This is a genomic window from Streptomyces sp. 8N706, from assembly GCF_052245415.1.
Taxonomy (GTDB): Bacteria; Actinomycetota; Actinomycetes; order Streptomycetales; family Streptomycetaceae; genus Streptomyces.
The window spans coordinates 1-14,776 of record NZ_JBQQBW010000064.1; the positions used below are offsets into that span (position 1 = coordinate 1).

14 protein-coding genes and 1 rRNA gene are annotated in these 14,776 nt (G+C 68.8%); 5 read left to right on the forward strand and 10 right to left on the reverse strand.

All coding sequences use genetic code 11. From position 1 onward, the window contains the following. Nucleotides 1–64, forward strand: a 5S ribosomal RNA gene (gene rrf / locus ACTWQE_RS22120); the annotation flags it as partial. 144 nt (nucleotides 65–208) lie between these two features. On the opposite strand, the gene ACTWQE_RS22125 is transcribed toward rrf, so the two are convergent. Then, nucleotides 209–1,180, reverse strand: a complete 972-nt coding sequence (locus ACTWQE_RS22125) for a hydroxyacid dehydrogenase (RefSeq protein ID WP_443330790.1) — start codon at nucleotides 1,178–1,180, stop codon at nucleotides 209–211. 240 nt (nucleotides 1,181–1,420) lie between these two features. On the opposite strand from ACTWQE_RS22125, the gene ACTWQE_RS22130 reads away from it, so the two are divergent. Then, nucleotides 1,421–1,987: a GNAT family N-acetyltransferase gene (locus ACTWQE_RS22130; RefSeq protein ID WP_443330756.1), complete on the forward strand. Its 567-nt coding sequence runs from the start codon at nucleotides 1,421–1,423 to the stop codon at nucleotides 1,985–1,987. Between the two features lie 113 nt (nucleotides 1,988–2,100). Here the strand turns inward: ACTWQE_RS22130 and ACTWQE_RS22135 are convergent, their stop codons facing one another. From ACTWQE_RS22135 to ACTWQE_RS22165, 7 genes are all read right to left on the reverse strand, one after another. Then, entirely contained in the window at nucleotides 2,101–4,089 is a 1,989-nt protein-coding gene (locus ACTWQE_RS22135) for a hypothetical protein (RefSeq protein ID WP_443330757.1), read from the reverse strand. Nucleotide 4,090: 1 nt separating this feature from the next. Then, nucleotides 4,091–5,500 (reverse strand): ATP-binding protein, encoded by a 1,410-nt coding sequence (locus ACTWQE_RS22140; RefSeq protein WP_443330758.1) that lies wholly within the window; start codon nucleotides 5,498–5,500, stop codon nucleotides 4,091–4,093. A gap of 10 nt (nucleotides 5,501–5,510) precedes the next feature. Further along, a complete protein-coding gene (locus tag ACTWQE_RS22145; RefSeq protein ID WP_443330759.1) occupies nucleotides 5,511–7,058 on the reverse strand; it encodes an SCO6880 family protein in 1,548 nt (515 codons plus the stop codon). After that, nucleotides 7,055–8,392, reverse strand: coding sequence for a hypothetical protein (locus ACTWQE_RS22150; protein ID WP_443330760.1), 1,338 nt, complete (start codon nucleotides 8,390–8,392; stop codon nucleotides 7,055–7,057). Before ACTWQE_RS22150 ends, ACTWQE_RS22145 begins: the two co-directional genes overlap by 4 nt. Then, nucleotides 8,382–9,236 carry a hypothetical protein gene (locus ACTWQE_RS22155; protein ID WP_443330761.1) on the reverse strand — a complete coding sequence of 285 codons (855 nt, stop codon included), beginning with the start codon at nucleotides 9,234–9,236 and terminating at the stop codon, nucleotides 8,382–8,384. The genes ACTWQE_RS22150 and ACTWQE_RS22155 overlap by 11 nt, the downstream gene beginning before the upstream one ends. Nucleotides 9,237–9,584: 348 nt before the next feature. Beyond that, nucleotides 9,585–9,791 (reverse strand): DUF397 domain-containing protein, encoded by a 207-nt coding sequence (locus ACTWQE_RS22160; protein WP_443330762.1) that lies wholly within the window; start codon nucleotides 9,789–9,791, stop codon nucleotides 9,585–9,587. 9 nt (nucleotides 9,792–9,800) lie between these two features. Beyond that, complete coding sequence (locus ACTWQE_RS22165; RefSeq protein WP_443330763.1) at nucleotides 9,801–10,685, reverse strand: helix-turn-helix domain-containing protein; 885 nt, start codon at nucleotides 10,683–10,685, stop codon at nucleotides 9,801–9,803. A gap of 282 nt (nucleotides 10,686–10,967) precedes the next feature. Between ACTWQE_RS22165 and ACTWQE_RS22170 the strand changes: the two genes are divergently transcribed. Beyond that, nucleotides 10,968–11,384: an ATP-binding protein gene (locus ACTWQE_RS22170; RefSeq protein ID WP_443330764.1), complete on the forward strand. Its 417-nt coding sequence runs from the start codon at nucleotides 10,968–10,970 to the stop codon at nucleotides 11,382–11,384. 200 nt (nucleotides 11,385–11,584) lie between these two features. After that, nucleotides 11,585–12,139 carry a Uma2 family endonuclease gene (locus ACTWQE_RS22175; RefSeq protein ID WP_443330765.1) on the forward strand — a complete coding sequence of 185 codons (555 nt, stop codon included), beginning with the start codon at nucleotides 11,585–11,587 and terminating at the stop codon, nucleotides 12,137–12,139. Between the two features lie 43 nt (nucleotides 12,140–12,182). Here ACTWQE_RS22175 and ACTWQE_RS22180 read toward each other — a convergent pair whose 3' ends face one another. After that, nucleotides 12,183–12,440: a DUF397 domain-containing protein gene (locus ACTWQE_RS22180; RefSeq protein ID WP_443330766.1), complete on the reverse strand. Its 258-nt coding sequence runs from the start codon at nucleotides 12,438–12,440 to the stop codon at nucleotides 12,183–12,185. 310 nt (nucleotides 12,441–12,750) lie between these two features. Beyond that, complete coding sequence (locus tag ACTWQE_RS22185; protein ID WP_093658653.1) at nucleotides 12,751–13,059, reverse strand: hypothetical protein; 309 nt, start codon at nucleotides 13,057–13,059, stop codon at nucleotides 12,751–12,753. A gap of 652 nt (nucleotides 13,060–13,711) precedes the next feature. Here ACTWQE_RS22185 and ACTWQE_RS22190 point away from each other — a divergent pair. After that, a complete protein-coding gene (locus ACTWQE_RS22190) occupies nucleotides 13,712–14,716 on the forward strand; it encodes a C40 family peptidase (RefSeq protein ID WP_443330767.1) in 1,005 nt (334 codons plus the stop codon). The last annotated feature ends 60 nt before the right edge of the window (nucleotides 14,717–14,776 follow it).

Sequence of the window (14,776 nt, forward strand, 5' to 3'; positions counted from 1 at the left end):
TAAGCCTTTCAGCGCCGATGGTACTGCAGGGGGGACCCTGTGGGAGAGTAGGACGCCGCCGAACAATTGTTGGCCGCAGTCCCCTGGATCGTGAGATCCCGGGGACTGCGGCATTTCTGCGTTCAGGACCCTGTGGTTCCTTCACGATCTCACCCATGACCGTGGTCTTCCCATTCAAGGTCAAAGCCTTTGGCTTTCTCGAAGCCGGTCAGGCACTGCGGGCCAGATCCGCTGCCGTCACCTCACCCAGCAGCGGGAGACCCCGCACCAGCCGTTCGACTTCGGCGACCGCGTAGGCACCCAGACGGCTTACCTCGCTGCCCTGGGCACCGGCGATATGCGGAGTGACCAGGACGTTGCGCAGCGAAAGCAGGGGGTGCTCTGCCGGCAGAGGCTCGGGGTCGGTGACATCGAGGTACGCGGCGAGCCGACCGGTGGCGCATTCGTGGGTCAGCGCCTGGGTGTCGACAAGCGAACCGCGGGCGGTGTTGATGACCGTACCGCCGTCGGGGAGCAGCGCCAGCCGCTCGGCGTTGAGCAGGTGCCGGGTCTCGGGGAGTTCGGGGGCGTGGATGCTGACGATGCTGCTGTGGCGGCAGAGCGCGTCCACCGGAACGAGTTCCGCGCCGAGCTCCTGGGCCTCCGCCACGCTGACGTACGGGTCGGCGAGCAGGATGCGATAGCCCGCGCCGTGAGCGGCCAGGCGGGCGATGACACGCCGCCCGATCCGGGATGCGCCGATGATGCCGACCGTGCGGCCGTCGGCCCCTTCCCGCTCCGCCACGGTCGGCCAACCCATCGCGTACCGGGCCGCGGTCGGAAGCGCCTGCTTGGCGGCGAAGGCAATCGCGGCGCAGGTGAAGTCGGCGACGGGCCCGGCGTTGGCGTCGGCGGCGGAGGAGACCACGATGCCGCGTTCCCACACCTCGGGGGAGAGAAGATGTTTGACCGAGCCGGCCGCGTGCACGACAGCGCGCAGCCGCGGCGCCTGGTCGAGGGCGGACGCGTCAAGGCGCGGGCAGCCCCACCCGGTGATGAGGATGTCGGTATCCGCGAGCGCTTCTCTGCCGTACGCGGCGGGGGGCTCCGCAGCGATCAGGTCCGGAGCGAGCTCGACGACCGCGGCCAGCCGGTGGCGCATGTCGGAGGTCAGGGCCGCCCTCACGGTGTCGGCCCCCATGGAGATCACTGCGATGGGACGGCGGTCGGCCACGGAGTCCACCCGGCTTCTCGGACAAGTGGTGGGGAGGCTAGAACCGGCCGCCCTCGCGGTCAACCACCGTCGTCGCGGCGTCGTACGTCACGTAGGGCACGACCGGAGTCTTCCCCGGTGGAAGCCGGGCGCCTGGGCCCGCGACGGCGATGGCGGCCTCGGCTGTCCCGGGGGCTGCGCGGCGCTGCCTCGTGCGAGCATCAAGGCATGGGCTATGCGATCCGTACGGTGTGCGTCGAGGACTGGGCCGAGCTGAAGGAGCTGCGGCTCGCCGCGCTGCGCGACCCGGTGGCCCGTGTGGCCTTCGTCGATACGTACGAGAAGGGCGCAGCACAGGCCGATGACTTCTGGCGCGGGCGTGCCACCCCCATCGCCGAAGGCGGTCTCGCGACAAGTGTGATCGCGGCGGATGACGCCGGCCACTGGGTCGCGATGCTGGCCCTGCTCGACGAGACGGGCCGGTCGGCGCCGCCCGACGGTGCGCTCGGCGGCCTCGGCAAAGACGGGGTCGCGCCACCGCAGATACATCTCGTGAGCGTCTACGTACGCCCGGAGCACCGGGGCACGGGCGTCGCCGAACAGCTTTTCCGGGCGGCCATCGAATGGACCTGGGAGCACACCAAGGCCGAGCGCATCCGGCTCTGGGTCCACTGCGACAACCCGCGGGCCCAGGCCTTCTACGACCGGCTCGGCTTCACCCTGACCGGTGAGACCATGCCTTTCCCGCCCGTCCCGGAGGAGTTGGAGTACGAGATGGTGCTGCCGAGGCCCTGAGGAGCTTCGACGTGCCTCGAAAGGCCGGTGCGTGGAGGGGTTCCGCCTGCGTGCGGAGGTGCTTCGGCGGCTTCGTACGGATGACCGCGGATGACTGAGGACGGCCGAAAGCCTCAGGTGACCAGATTCCGGTGCGGCCAGCGTGCCCGAGCCTGCTCCTCGGAGCGGAGCAGTGCCAGCGTCGGAATCCCCTGTGCCGCGCCCCCGGCGAGGAGTTCCGGGAGCTGCGGGAGTGGTGCCACGGCGGCCACGTCGTCGAGGATCAGAGAGAGTGGTGGGTCGAGCCGGCCGGCGGATGACCGTTCGGCCATGCGGCGGCCGTGCTCGACCACGCTTGAGACGAGTGCGGTCAGCAGCGGCATCGCACCCGGGTGGGTCCGCGGATCCTCGATCGCTTCGCCCACCACGTACAGCGTTCCCCCTTCGGCGACGAATGACTCCAGTGCGAGCGAATCGGCGCGCTTGGGATTACAGGCGTCCCTGATGTGGATCGAGGAGAGGGCGGAGAGCGCACGGGCCGTCAGCTGCTGGGCCACCTCGCGGCGTTGGGGATGCCCGGTGAGGGTGCTCTCCAGCTCGCCGGCGGAACCGGACGCGGCCTTGGAACTCGTACGGAGGATCCGCACGGGCTCGTGTGCGGCGCTGCCGGACGCCCAGCGGTGCACCTCCCGGAACGGCCGCCCGTCCACAGCCGCCGCGTGCAGCCAGCAGCGAAGCAGGGTCGCCGCCGCCTCCGCCATGGCCGAGTCGAGTGCGTGAACCGGCCGTACGGGTGCGAGCAGTGCGGTCGCGCGTGCGGCGGCGATGTCACGGGACTCACAGCCGGCGGTGGGGGACCAGCGGAGCCGGGCGGGGGTGTCCAGGAGATGACTGGGGTCGTAGAGATGTGTGGGGCCGAGCTTGGCGCGGGCGCCCTTGGTCTCGGTCCACAGGGCGGGTTCGGACGTGGTGACGAGGACGGGCCCGTCGGCGGCGAGGATCGCCTGCACTGCGAGGGCGGTGTGGTGATCGTCGCGGGGACCGGTGAAGTGGAGGCCCGAGGCATGACGTTGACCGGGCAGTACCGCTGGTACGGCGGCTGTCGGTGGTACGTCGAGGGCTGCCGGTACATCGACTGTCCGTGGTTCGCCTGCTGCCTGCGGTACGTCGGCGGCAGGCGGTGCGTCGGCGGCAGGTGGTCCGCCCGCGGGAGGGGATGTGTCCCCCGCCCGCGGCCGTGCCGGTGCCCCGTACGCCGCGATGGCGGGTGCGTCGCCGACGGTACCCGGTGGCGGTCCCGCGGCCGGGACCGGTGTCGTTCCAGGGCCGCCCGTGGTTCTCTCGCCAGGGATGCCGAAGCCGTTCCTCGGCATTCTCGCCGCAGGGTCGCCCTTCGGGCTGTGGACGCCCGTGGTGGCTCCCGTAGCGGGAAGGGCCGCGTCGGTTGCTGGCGCGGCCGTCCCTGTGGCTCCAGGCCCGGCAACCCCCATGCCTCCGGGCTTGGCAGCTCCCGTACCGGCGGTGGGTCCGGCTCCAAGTCGAGCAGTCGCCGCGTCCGCCGCCTGTACCGGCCCGGCCTCGATCGGCCCGGCCTGTACCGGCCCGGTCTGTACCGGTCCGGCCCCGGCGTGCCCCGGGGTCATCGGTCCCGCCTCGAGTGGCCTCGCCTCGGTGGCGGTGGCCCGCGGCCCCATCGCGCTGTCACCAGGGCCTGGTGTCCGCGCGGCATCATGCGTGAGGCGAGCGGCCCGGCGGAGGGCACGCCACCGCGTCACCACACCGATCACGAACACCGACAGCACGAACAGCACCATCAGCTCGCTGATGAGTACGCCCCAGAACAGCCCGTACCCCGACAGCCCGTCCGCCGGGGCCTCCGGCCATGCGGCCGCCAGGTCATGGGGGTTCGCCACCAGATGGCGCATGGCCAGCGGGGTGTGCGTGAAGGAGATGCCTTTCGGCCACGTACCCCGGGCGAAGAGGGCCGACAGTCCCGTTGCCGTCCACACCAACAGCGTCAGCCCCAGCAGAAAGCCCAGGGCCCCGACGAGCAAACCGTCAGGAATGCCGCGCTCCTGCCGGTGCCCCTCCCTGGCGTCCCTGCCTCTCGCCGCGGACGTCACGTCAGGCCACCGTCGACTCGTCCGCGAGCCGCTGTTCCATCGCCTTGGCCGCGCGCTCCTCCGCCTCCGCTTCGGCTGCTCGCTCCACGGCCAGCGCTTCATCGCTCATCGAGGATTCCGTCATCGCGCGGTCGGTGTAGACCAGAGGCCGCTCCGCCTCCGTCACCAGGTGCTTCACGACCTGGACGTTGCCGTTCACATCCCACACCGCGATGCCGGGGGTGAGCGTCGGGATGATCTCCACGGCCCAGCGGGGCAGCCCGAGCACCCGCCCCGTGGCCCGTGCCTCGTCAGCCTTCTGGGCGTAGATCGTCCGTGTCGACGCCATCTTCAGGATCGCGGCCGCCTCCCGCGCCGCCGCGCCGTCGACCACATCGGAGAGATGGTGGACGACGGCGACGAATGACAGGCCGAGGCGGCGGCCGAACTTCAGCAGCCGCTGAAACAGTTGGGCCACGAAGGGCGAGTTGATGATGTGCCAGGCCTCTTCGACCAGGAAGATCCGTTTCTTGCGGTCGGGGCGGATCCAGGTGTGCTCCAGCCACACGCCCACGATCGCCATGAGAATCGGCATCGCGATCGAGTTGCGGTCGATGTGCGAGAGGTCGAAGACGATCAGCGGCGCGTCGAGATCGATCCCTACCGTCGTCGGCCCGTCGAACATGCCCCGCAGGTCACCGTCGACCAGCCGGTCCAGCACCAGGGCGACATCCAGGCCCCAGGCTCGTACGTCCTCCACGGCGACGTTCATCGCCTCGGCCGACTCCGGCTCCGGGTGGCGTAGCTGCTCGACGATGTCGGTCAGCACCGGCTGTCGGTCCGTGATGGTCTCGTTGACGTACGCGTGGGCGACCTTCAGCGCGAAGCCGGACCGCTCGTCGAGCCCGTGCCCCAGCGCGACCTCGATGATCGTACGGAGCAGGGCCAGCTGCCCCGTCGTGGTGATCGACGGGTCGAGCGGATTGAGCCGGATTCCGCCGTCGAGGGCGGCCATCGGGTCGAGCCGGATGGGCGTGATCCCCAGCTCCTCGGCGATGAGGTTCCACTCACCGACTCCGTCCTCGCCCTGGGCGTCCAGCACCACCACCTGCCGGTCGCGGAAGCGCAGCTGCCGCAGGACGTATGTCTTCTCCAGGGCCGACTTGCCGTTGCCGGACTCGCCGAGCACCAGCCAGTGCGGGGCGGGCAGCTGCTGCCCGTAGAGCTGGAAGGGGTCGTAGATGTAGCCCTTGCCCGAGTACACCTCGCGACCGATGATCACGCCGGAGTCGCCGAGACCGGGGGCGGCTGTGGGCAGGTAGACGGCCTGCGCCTGGCCCGTGGACGTACGGACCGGCAGCCGAGTCGTCTCCACCTTCCCGAAGAGGAAGCTGGTGAACGCCTCGGTCACGGCGGTCAGCGGATCGAGCACGGCGGAGCCCCTATCGTCGGATGCCGGTCGCGAAGGGCAGCGTGTTCACAAAGGCCCGGTGGTGTTCGCGGTCGCACCACTCCAGCTTGAGGTAGGACTTGCCCGCCGAGGCGCGGATCGTCCGCTTGTCCCGGGCCAGAGCCTCCGGGTTGCGGGACGAGACGGTGATGTACCCGACCAGGTTCACGCCTGCCGCGCCGCTGGCCAGGTCCTCACCGCGCTGGTCCAGCCGACCGTGCGCTGCGATGTCCCGCGGGTCCACGGTCCGGTTCATCTTCGCCGCACGCGAGGCCTCAGCCTCGTCGTTCGTCTTCTCCGTCAGCATCCGCTCGATGGCAATTTCGGTCGGTTCCAGATCCATGCAGACCGCGACCGTACGGATCACATCGGGGGTGTGGACGAGCAGTGGCGCCAGGAAGTTGACCCCGACGGGGGTCATCGGCCACTCCTTGACCCATGCCGTGGCGTGGCACCAGGGCGCGCGGGTGGTCGACTCGCGCGTCTTCGCCTGGAGGTACGTCGGCTCCATCGCGTCCAGCTCGGCCGGCCAGGCGTTCCGCTGTGTCATCGCTTGGATGTGGTCGATCGGGTGGTCCGGGTCGTACATCGAGTGCACGAGTGAGGACAGCCGCGACTGCCCGAGCGGCTGGCGGACCCGGATGTCGGCCTCCGTGAGCCGGGCGCAGATGTCGGTCAGCTCGCGCGCCATGACCACGGCCAGGCCCGCGTCCTTGTCGAGCCTGCCGCGCCCCTGCCGGGTGGCCCGGGCCATTGCGTGCGCCTCGGCGGCCAGCTCGCGTGTGTAGTGCATACAGGCGACCAGATAGGCCCGGTGCTGCTCGGAGGAGGTGGACACCATCGACTGCAGTTGGTCGTACGAGTCCTGGAGCCACGCGGGGGCCTTGGTGTCACCACGACGCTCCACGTCCTTCGCGTGCGCGTCCGGGTCCGCGGGGAGGGTACGGGCCAGCATCTGCAAGCGCGTCACAAAGCCGTCTCCGTTGGCGACATGCTTCAGCAGGGTCCCGAACCGGTCGACCAGCGCCTCCTGGTCCTCGCTGTCCCGGAGCCCGACGCCCGGTCCCTCGATCTCGATCGCGGCGGTGACGGTGCGGCGGTCCGCGTGCAGCAGCACCGCGATCTCATCGGGACCGAAAGGGGCGGCAAGCCAGCTGATCCGCCCGATACCGGGCGGCGGCCCGACCTCGACCTCCCGCCCGTCCAGCCGGGTACCGGCCTCGGCGGCGCCCGAGCGGTAAGCCGTGCCCCGGCGTAGGGACCGCTTGTACGAGCGGTTGATTTCAAACCATTTGTAGAAGGTGCGCTGCTTGTACGGCACGTAGACGGCGGCCAGCGCCAGCGCCGGAAAGCCCGTCAGTGTGGCGATGCGCAGCGACAGGACGGGGACGAGCAGTCCGCACATCATGCCGAGGAACGCGCCCGCGATGATCAGTGCGATCTCGCCGGTCTCCCGGTTCTTGCCGATGATCGCATTCGGCCGGGCCCGGCCGATGAGATACGTACGGCGGGGCGCGATCGGCTGGGACTGGGTCGTCAACGCCGCTCACCTCCAGTGGAATTGCTGCTGTTACCGGCGTCGCGGTCGTGCGTACGGGGCCCGGGGGCGGACGCGCCGCTTCCGTTACCGCCGTTGGTCCTGAAGGGGGAGGAACTGCCGCGGGAGCTGTGCGCGGCCACCCCGCCGGACACGCCGCTGGGCTGGGCGGGCAAGGACGACCGGGACGAGCCGTCGTCCCCGCCTCCGCCGCCGCGGCTGCTGTGGGTCTTGATGCCCTGCTTGACGAGCGCGGCGGGGGAGGAGATGACGGCGGCGGCCTGACTGCCGTCCGTGGCGGCCTTGCGGTTGCTGCGGGCGCCCGCGATCTCGTCGCCGAATCCGGGGACGAAGCGGTAGATCATGGCGCTGGCGAAGATCGCCAGCAGGACGATCGCTAGACCGGAGACGACAGCGGAGAAGGCGTCCGGGCCGTCCTCGGAGGCGGAGAGAGCCCCGGCGAGGCCGAGCACGATGATGATGACCGGCTTGACGAGGATCACCGCGATCATGATCCCGGCCCAGCGGCGTACATGGCCCCACATGTTCTTGTCGACCAGGCCCGCGTAGACGGCGGTCCCGAGCAGAGCCCCGGCGTAGAGCAGTGCGGCCCGGATGACCAGCTCGAGCCAGAGCACACCGGCGGCCAGAACGGACACGAGGCTGACGACGATCAGCATGATCGGGCCGCCGCCGATGTCATCGCCCTTCTGCAGGGCATCGGCGAACGAACCGAAGAAGGTCTCGGTCTGTGAGGACGTACCGGCGGCGATGATTTCGGTGACGCCGTCGGTGGCGGAGACGATCGTGTAGAGGATCAGCGGCGTGAAGGCGGAGGCCAGGACAGTCAGCCAGAGGAACCCCACGGCTTCGGTGATCGCTTCGGTGAGCGGAACGCCCCGGATCGCGCGCTTGGCCACGGCGAGCAGCCAGAGGAGCAGGGTGAGGATGGTGGAGGCGGCGAAGACGACGGCGTACTGGCGGAGGAAGGCGTCGTTGGTGAAGTCGACGTCGGTGGTCTCATTGACCGCCTTGGACAGCTTTCCAATGATCCAGGAGGCGGCGTCGGCACAGCCCTTGGCGAGGGAGGAGAGGGGGTCTAGCGGATTGTCTTTCAGGGGATCCCCACCGCCGCCACCGACCTCGCTGGGGTCCTGGTCGCCGCGTTCGCAGTACTCCTTGGCGGGGCCACGAATGAGATCGCAGGGGTCGTTGCTCGGCGAGGGGCTCGGCGATGGTGCGGCGAAGGCACGTGCCGACACGACAACGGCTGCCATTTGGATGCCTGTCACGGCACCCGCGAGTGTGAGGGCGCGGCGGTGACGACTAGCGGGCATAGGTAAACCCTCCGAACCCCTGGACGGCATCGGCCATGTCTTCGGCCGACGAGGCGGCTTGGTCCCGGCCGACCGGGGTCGGCCCGTCCTTCTGCTGGAAGTCGGTGATCTTCCAGTCGTCGCCGACCCACTTCATCTGGAACGTATTCGTGTACCAGCTTTCGGCGACCGGGTTTTTGGAGCCCTCACCGGCCAACCCGAACAGTGTCGAGTACCAGACCGACACTCTGGCGCTGTCGCCCTTCAACTGCTCCAACTTGGTGCCCACGGGGTTGGTCCGGGATACGAAGGTCATCCCGTCCGGAGCATTGCCGTTGGCGTTGAGCCCGATGCCCTTGAGGAAGTCCTTGCCCGAGTACACGTCGTCGAGGTCGTCCTGGCGAGCGGCTGCCACATCAGGTGCGTAGACCGCGCTCACGATCTGGCGACGAGTGTCCGCTCTGAACATCCCGTCGCCTCCCAGCGCCACCGCGTAGTTCGCCGCCGCGCTCTGCGCGCCCTGTTCCGTCTTCGGGAAGCCTGATGCGATCCCGCCGTCCGAGCCCGGGACCGGTTTCTCGCCGGTCGGGGCCGTCGGCTGCGACTGCGGGCCTCTGCCGGACGAGCCCGCGTCGGAGGAGTCCCCGCCGCCGCCCCGGTTCGCGAAGGCGATGGCCGCGATCAGCAGCACCACCACACCCACGACCGTGACCATGCCCTTCGACGGCCGGGTGCCGACTCGAGCGCGCCGTCCGGCAGCGTACGCTCCGCCGTCCGGCAAGCGAGTACGAGTCTGACGGCCGCCCGGTGCCAAGCTCGTGCCCGCCCTCTCTCGCTCGTCGTAATCATCGCCGCCGATGGTCATGCCGCGCGTGCCCCCTGCCCTTTCGCTGCTCAACCAGCGCCAGTCGTCCGTGCATTGTCTCCTCACACGACGTTAGCGGTGCAGCCCCCCGTGCGGGGAACCTGTGGACAGGCAGCTTGCAATTTGAGACGTCCCCTCCAGCAGCCGGTGGCGACGTGGGCGTTCAGGCCGGGCACCACGCCGCGGAGGGCTTCGTTGCTCTCGGGGCCAGCTGAGGCTTCATGGCGCGGATGTGCCAGGTCGCCCTGCTGCGAGTCCGACCGTACACAGGCTCGCTAGGTGAAGGCCGCGATGGCCGGAGGCGTCGCGCCGGTCCCGCCGGCTCGGCTCACCACCGGTGGTGTTTGATCAACGCTCGCCGCCGAAGTCCAGGTCTCCGGCCTTGATGTGGCCGAGCAGGGCCCGTACGGCCGGGAGAGGAGTCGTGAGTATCGCGGTGGGCTCGTCGCTTTCCCGTAGGTGGAGAGCGCCGGTGGGCCCGGTGGCGAGCTCTACGCAGTTGGTGTTGCCGTCGCCGCTGCTGAAGGAGGACTTTTGCCAGTTCAGACCGATCACAGATACCCCTCACAGGATGTACAGCAGATGCTGCAACAGGCTAAGCGAATCTCGTTGTGAGGCGTACTTGCGTTCGGATTCCGAGGCAAGGGGCGGCAGTGCAAGTGCCACGAGCCGGTCGAAGATCTCGTTGTACCGGGTGAGGTCGGCCACGTCGCTGAGGAAGACCGAACCTGCGTCGTGTTCCAAGTAGACCGTGTTGAGCGTGGGGTCGTCACCTCCGAACACGACGAAGGGTCCGCCTACGGCCGGGAGAGGCCCGGCCGCCCGGAACGGAACGATCTGGATGGTGACATGTGGCAGCCGTGACACCTCGATGAGGTGGGTGATCTGACGGCGCAGGACCTCCGTATCGACGAAGTTCATCCGGAGAGCGGCCTCGTGGATGATCGCGTGGTACTTGGGCGCGGGATCGTGAGTCAAGATCTCCTGTCGTTTGAGCCGGAACTCGTAGAAGCGCTGCACCGCCTTGGTGTCCTGATTGACCGCTTCGATGAGTGCTCTCGCGTACTCGGGTGTCTGGAGCAGGCCTGGGAGGTGTACGACCTCGAAGCCACTGAACGAAGTGGACATCGACTCCAACTCGGCAAGGTCACGCGCGCGAACGTCGACATCACCGATGAACTCACGCCACCAGCCGCGCCTGTTGGTCTCGTTCATGGCAACAAGTGCTTCGACATAGGTTTCAGACTTGCATCCGTATGAGTGGGCGAGCGTGCGTAGCTTTGCTTCGGGAATGGCGGTCCGACCGCCCTCGATGTGACTGAGGTGAGGCCCGCCCAGGGCGACGAGAGCACCGGCCTCAACTGCTGACATTCCGCTGGCCGTGCGGAGTTTACGCAACTCGTATCCCAAACGGCGCTGTCGCTGCGTTGGGTTGGTTCGAAGTCCCATGGAGCTCTCCTAGCAGCGGAGTCCGTCTCGTGGTGTGGATGCCTGGGCCTGTCACCCGATGGAACGAAGAGCCCACAGAAGGTATCAGGATGCAACTCTGTGTGCCGTACCTTCTCACTCGTAGCGCCCGGACCGGATCAATCGGAAGTGCACCACGCCCGCCCTCGCTTGGAGGCGGGTTGCGGCATCGCCACCGCAGCGGGTCCGGTCCGTTGAGGTCCGTCATCGCGCCACCGACGCCCCCGCGCGAGTGAGCGGTACCCCCGACACCTCGGAGGCCCCATGTTCCACACGCCTGTTCCCAACTTCTCGCTCACCTTTCCACCTGATCCCGCATGGGTCCGTATGTGCCGGGAGACCGTTCGTACGTCGACACTCACCGTCAAACAGCCCTCGCTCACCGAACTCGCTGTCCTCCTCACCTCCGAAGGCGTCACCAACGCCATCAACGCCTGTGCCACGTACGGCTGCCCGCATCCCATCAGCCTCTACGGCGAATGGCTGGCGACAGGTCCTCTCCGCATTCACGTCAGAGATGCCGCCCCCGGCGTACCGGCGGTGCAGAGCGTCGCCACCTGTTCCGAACACGGCCGCGGGATGTGCCTCATCGCAGAGTTCGCGGATCGCTACGGCATCTGTCTGGACGGGCCGGGTCCTGGCAAGTCCCTCTGGTTCCAGCTCGAGGAGGGCGTCCAGTGACACCGTGGATCCGGCGGAAGCGAAGCGTCGTACGGCCCGTACGGCTGGGGCCCGGACCGTTACGCGCCGCCGCCGAAGTCCTCACGAAAGCCACGGGCCTGAGCGTGGAGGTGGTCCTGCCAGGAGCCGTTCCTCCCCGGTGCGGCAAGCACGTGGGGAGCGTACGGACGCTCGCAGCCGCGATCGGAGCGCGGCTGCCCGTGGGACTGATCGCAGCCGAGGGAGCCTCCGTGCAGATGCCGGGCGAAGTCGGAGCGGGAGCCGAAACCGGAGCTGGCGGCGGAGGTGGGACAGGCGGCTGGGCGGCCAGGGGCGCGGACAGGGCCAGGGAGAAGGTCAGGGCGGAGGCCAAGGGAAAGGACAGGAGTGGCGTTTTCGACAACTATGTGACCCCTGATCTCACCGTCTGCGCGCTCGGGTTCCTCGATTCGGACGAGATGCTGATTCATCCGGACGATGTTGAACTCGTTGCCGAGGTGGTCCCCAGCACCGCCGGGCAGCAGGAAGTCATCGACAGATTGGGCCGGTACGCCGCCTGCCGTGTGCGCGCGCTGCTCTTGGTCGACCCTGGTGAGGGCGTATGGGCCTTGTACACGGAGCCTGGAGGGACCGCGTATCACCGGACCGTGCATGGTGAGTACGGTGAGGAGATCCCGCTCCCCGGCCCCCTCGGTTTCCCCGTCGCGACCCGCCGGCTCCCGCGGTACCGCTGCGATAGCGGTACGGCCGCGACGGAGGCATCCCCCGGTGACTGATCCACCGAGGGGGCGGGCGTGAGCACCGCGGCCTTCTTCGCGCTCAGCCCTCAGTCCTCGGTGGCGCGGCGCCCTCGACGAAGTGGTCGAACTCGTCGTTCCGGACACCCAGAACGAACGCCCGCCACTTGGCCGCCGTCGTCGTCACGACGGTGTCCGGATCGTCGGAGTACCGGATGTGGATGAGATCACCCTCACCTGCCGCGACCTCGATGCAGTGCTCCTCGGAGCTGTCCGAGGCCCGGATCCACTCGAGGCCGTTCCTCTCGCTCACGACCTCGCTCACGGTCACCTCGCCCATGGGCACCTCACTTGGGCACATGGCTCATGCTCACCTCGCTCATGGGCACATGGCTCATGGACTCACCTAGGGCGTGTTTCGAAAGTAGCGCCGTCCGCCCGAAGGGCGGGGGTCGCGGCGGCTGGTGCGTGCGATCGCAAGGCGGAGGGTCGTCCTCGTACTGGGCGTACTCGGACGAGCCCGACAACGCAGCGAGCGTGCGTGCCAGAAACACGCCCTAGGGCCGTAGCGCCGAGCGGCGGCGCGGCGCTCGCGGACCCGCATGCGCCGCCGCAGCTCACCACCAGGGACGCGGATGCCGGCAGGCAGGCTAGACGGCCATGCCGTACACGATGGTGAACAGCGTGCCGAGCGATCCGATGATGAAGACACCTGTGAGGCCCGCGACGATCAGGCCCTTCCCCTGCTCGGCGCTGAAGGTGTCGCGCAGAGCCGTGGCGCCGATGCGCTGCTTGGCCGCGCCCCAGATCGCGATGCCGAGGCAGAGCAGGATCGCCACTGCCATCACGACCTCGATCATGACGCGGGCCTCGTTGCCCAGGCTTCCGAACGGCCCCCAGTCCGGGGCGATGCCGCCGATGATGGTGGTGATGTCGCCCTTTTCGGCTGCCAGGAACATGTGGAACTCACCGCCCCTCAATGGGTAGTTGTACGACGCCCTGCCGCATGGCGCGGGCCGGCCCCTATCTTCGCCGACAATGCCGCCAACGCATGACGACTTGGAGGCCAATTTTGGCGGATCCCGTGCGTGTCTCCGGTCACGGTCCCGGGAAGGGGCCCGGCGGGAGCGGTGCTGGGGCGTACCGTCCCTGTATGTATCACGGGGGATGACATGCAGCAATGTGGTTGACGGAGCATCCGCTGAGGGCCTGGTCCGTACCTTCGTCGCATTCCTGGGCCGAGGGTGCCAGCGCGGCATACCGAGCGCGTCATTGATCACACGTCAGCTCTTCGCCGTACATCCCGGTCCCCTGCTGTGACACAGTCGGATCCCGTGGAAGCCTTACGCCTTCAGGAGTCCGCCGCTCCCCTCGGGCACGCCCACCGCCCTGGCCTTGCTCGGCCGGGTGGTGTGGGGGTGGTCCATCCGGCCAGGCCCTCGGGCGGGGGCCACACGACACTGGGGCAGCGCAAGGTTTCGGCCAGGCCCAGGCCAAGGCCCGAGCCCGAGCGCCCACCAGCGGCCGGTCGTGGCTCCACCGAAGGCAGGCGAACGGACGGCGGCGCAAAAACAGGCAGTGAACCAGGCCCGGATGGGGGAGGGTTGGGGAGTGCGGAAATTCTGGGTGGCCGGTGCGCTCGGGGTCGGGCTGTGTCTCTGTTTCCTCGGGCTCCTCGTGATCGGTACGTACACGGTGGCGTCGCATCTCGCCGGAGGTGCGGGGAGGTCGGCCGGTCTGGCGAAGGGGTCCGTGCCCGCCGCGTACCAGCCGCTCGTGCAGAAGTGGGGCAATCTCTGCCCGGCCATCAGTCCGGCGCTGCTGGCGGCGCAGCTGTACCAGGAAAGCGGCTGGAATCCGAGTGCGAAGAGCCCCGCCGCCGCACAGGGCATCGCGCAGTTCATCCCGGGGACGTGGGCGACGCACGGTATCGACGGGGACCGGGACGGGGACCGGGACGTCTGGGACCCGAAGGACGCCATTCCGTCCGCGGCGTCGTACGACTGCGAGTTGGCGCGGTACGTCAAGGATGTGCCGGGCGATCCGACCGCCAACATGCTGGCGTCCTACAACGCCGGGGCGTATCGCGTCATCCGGGCGGGCGGGGTGCCGCAGATCAGCGAGACGCAGAACTACGTCAAGATCATCACGACCCTCGCCAAGAGCTTCGAGGCGCCGGTCGCCAAGGTGCCGGCGTCGCGCCAGGCGGCAGGGGCGATCTACTACGCGCAGAAGAAGCTGGGCACGCCGTACCTCTGGGGCGGGACGGGGACATCGGAGCAGGGCGGGCGCTTCGACTGCTCCGGGCTGACCAAGGCGGCGTACGCGTCGGTCGGCATCGAGCTGCCGCGCGTGGCGAACGACCAGTACAACGCCGGGTCGCACCCCGCCCGGGACGAGCTGCTGCCGGGCGATCTGGTCTTCTTCTCGGACGACCTCTCCGACTCGAGGGCGATCCGGCACGTGGGGATCTATGTCGGCGGCGGCTACATGATCGACGCCCCGTACACCGGAGCCGTGATCCGTTTCGACAAGATCGATACACCGGACTATTTCGGGGCGACCCGGGTCACCGAGGATGGCGCAAAGGCACTGCCCTCGGCCGGTGCTGCGTAAAGCTGTCCACCGAGGCAGGGAGGGCTCCGGGGCGGAGTCCGGGGGGAGCTCTCGTCAAGA

Coding starts and splice junctions, on each gene's coding strand:
- ACTWQE_RS22180 (WP_443330766.1), bottom strand. CDS start 12,440: ATGGGCGAGGTGACCGTGAGCGAGGTCGTGAGCGAGAGGAACGGCCTC.
- ACTWQE_RS22125 (WP_443330790.1), bottom strand. CDS start 1,180: ATGGGGGCCGACACCGTGAGGGCGGCCCTGACCTCCGACATGCGCCAC.
- ACTWQE_RS22170 (WP_443330764.1), top strand. CDS start 10,968: ATGTTCCACACGCCTGTTCCCAACTTCTCGCTCACCTTTCCACCTGAT.
- ACTWQE_RS22165 (WP_443330763.1), bottom strand. CDS start 10,685: ATGGGACTTCGAACCAACCCAACGCAGCGACAGCGCCGTTTGGGATAC.
- ACTWQE_RS22130 (WP_443330756.1), top strand. CDS start 1,421: ATGGGCTATGCGATCCGTACGGTGTGCGTCGAGGACTGGGCCGAGCTG.
- ACTWQE_RS22150 (WP_443330760.1), bottom strand. CDS start 8,392: ATGCCCGCTAGTCGTCACCGCCGCGCCCTCACACTCGCGGGTGCCGTG.
- ACTWQE_RS22185 (WP_093658653.1), bottom strand. CDS start 13,059: ATGTTCCTGGCAGCCGAAAAGGGCGACATCACCACCATCATCGGCGGC.
- ACTWQE_RS22155 (WP_443330761.1), bottom strand. CDS start 9,236: ATGACCATCGGCGGCGATGATTACGACGAGCGAGAGAGGGCGGGCACG.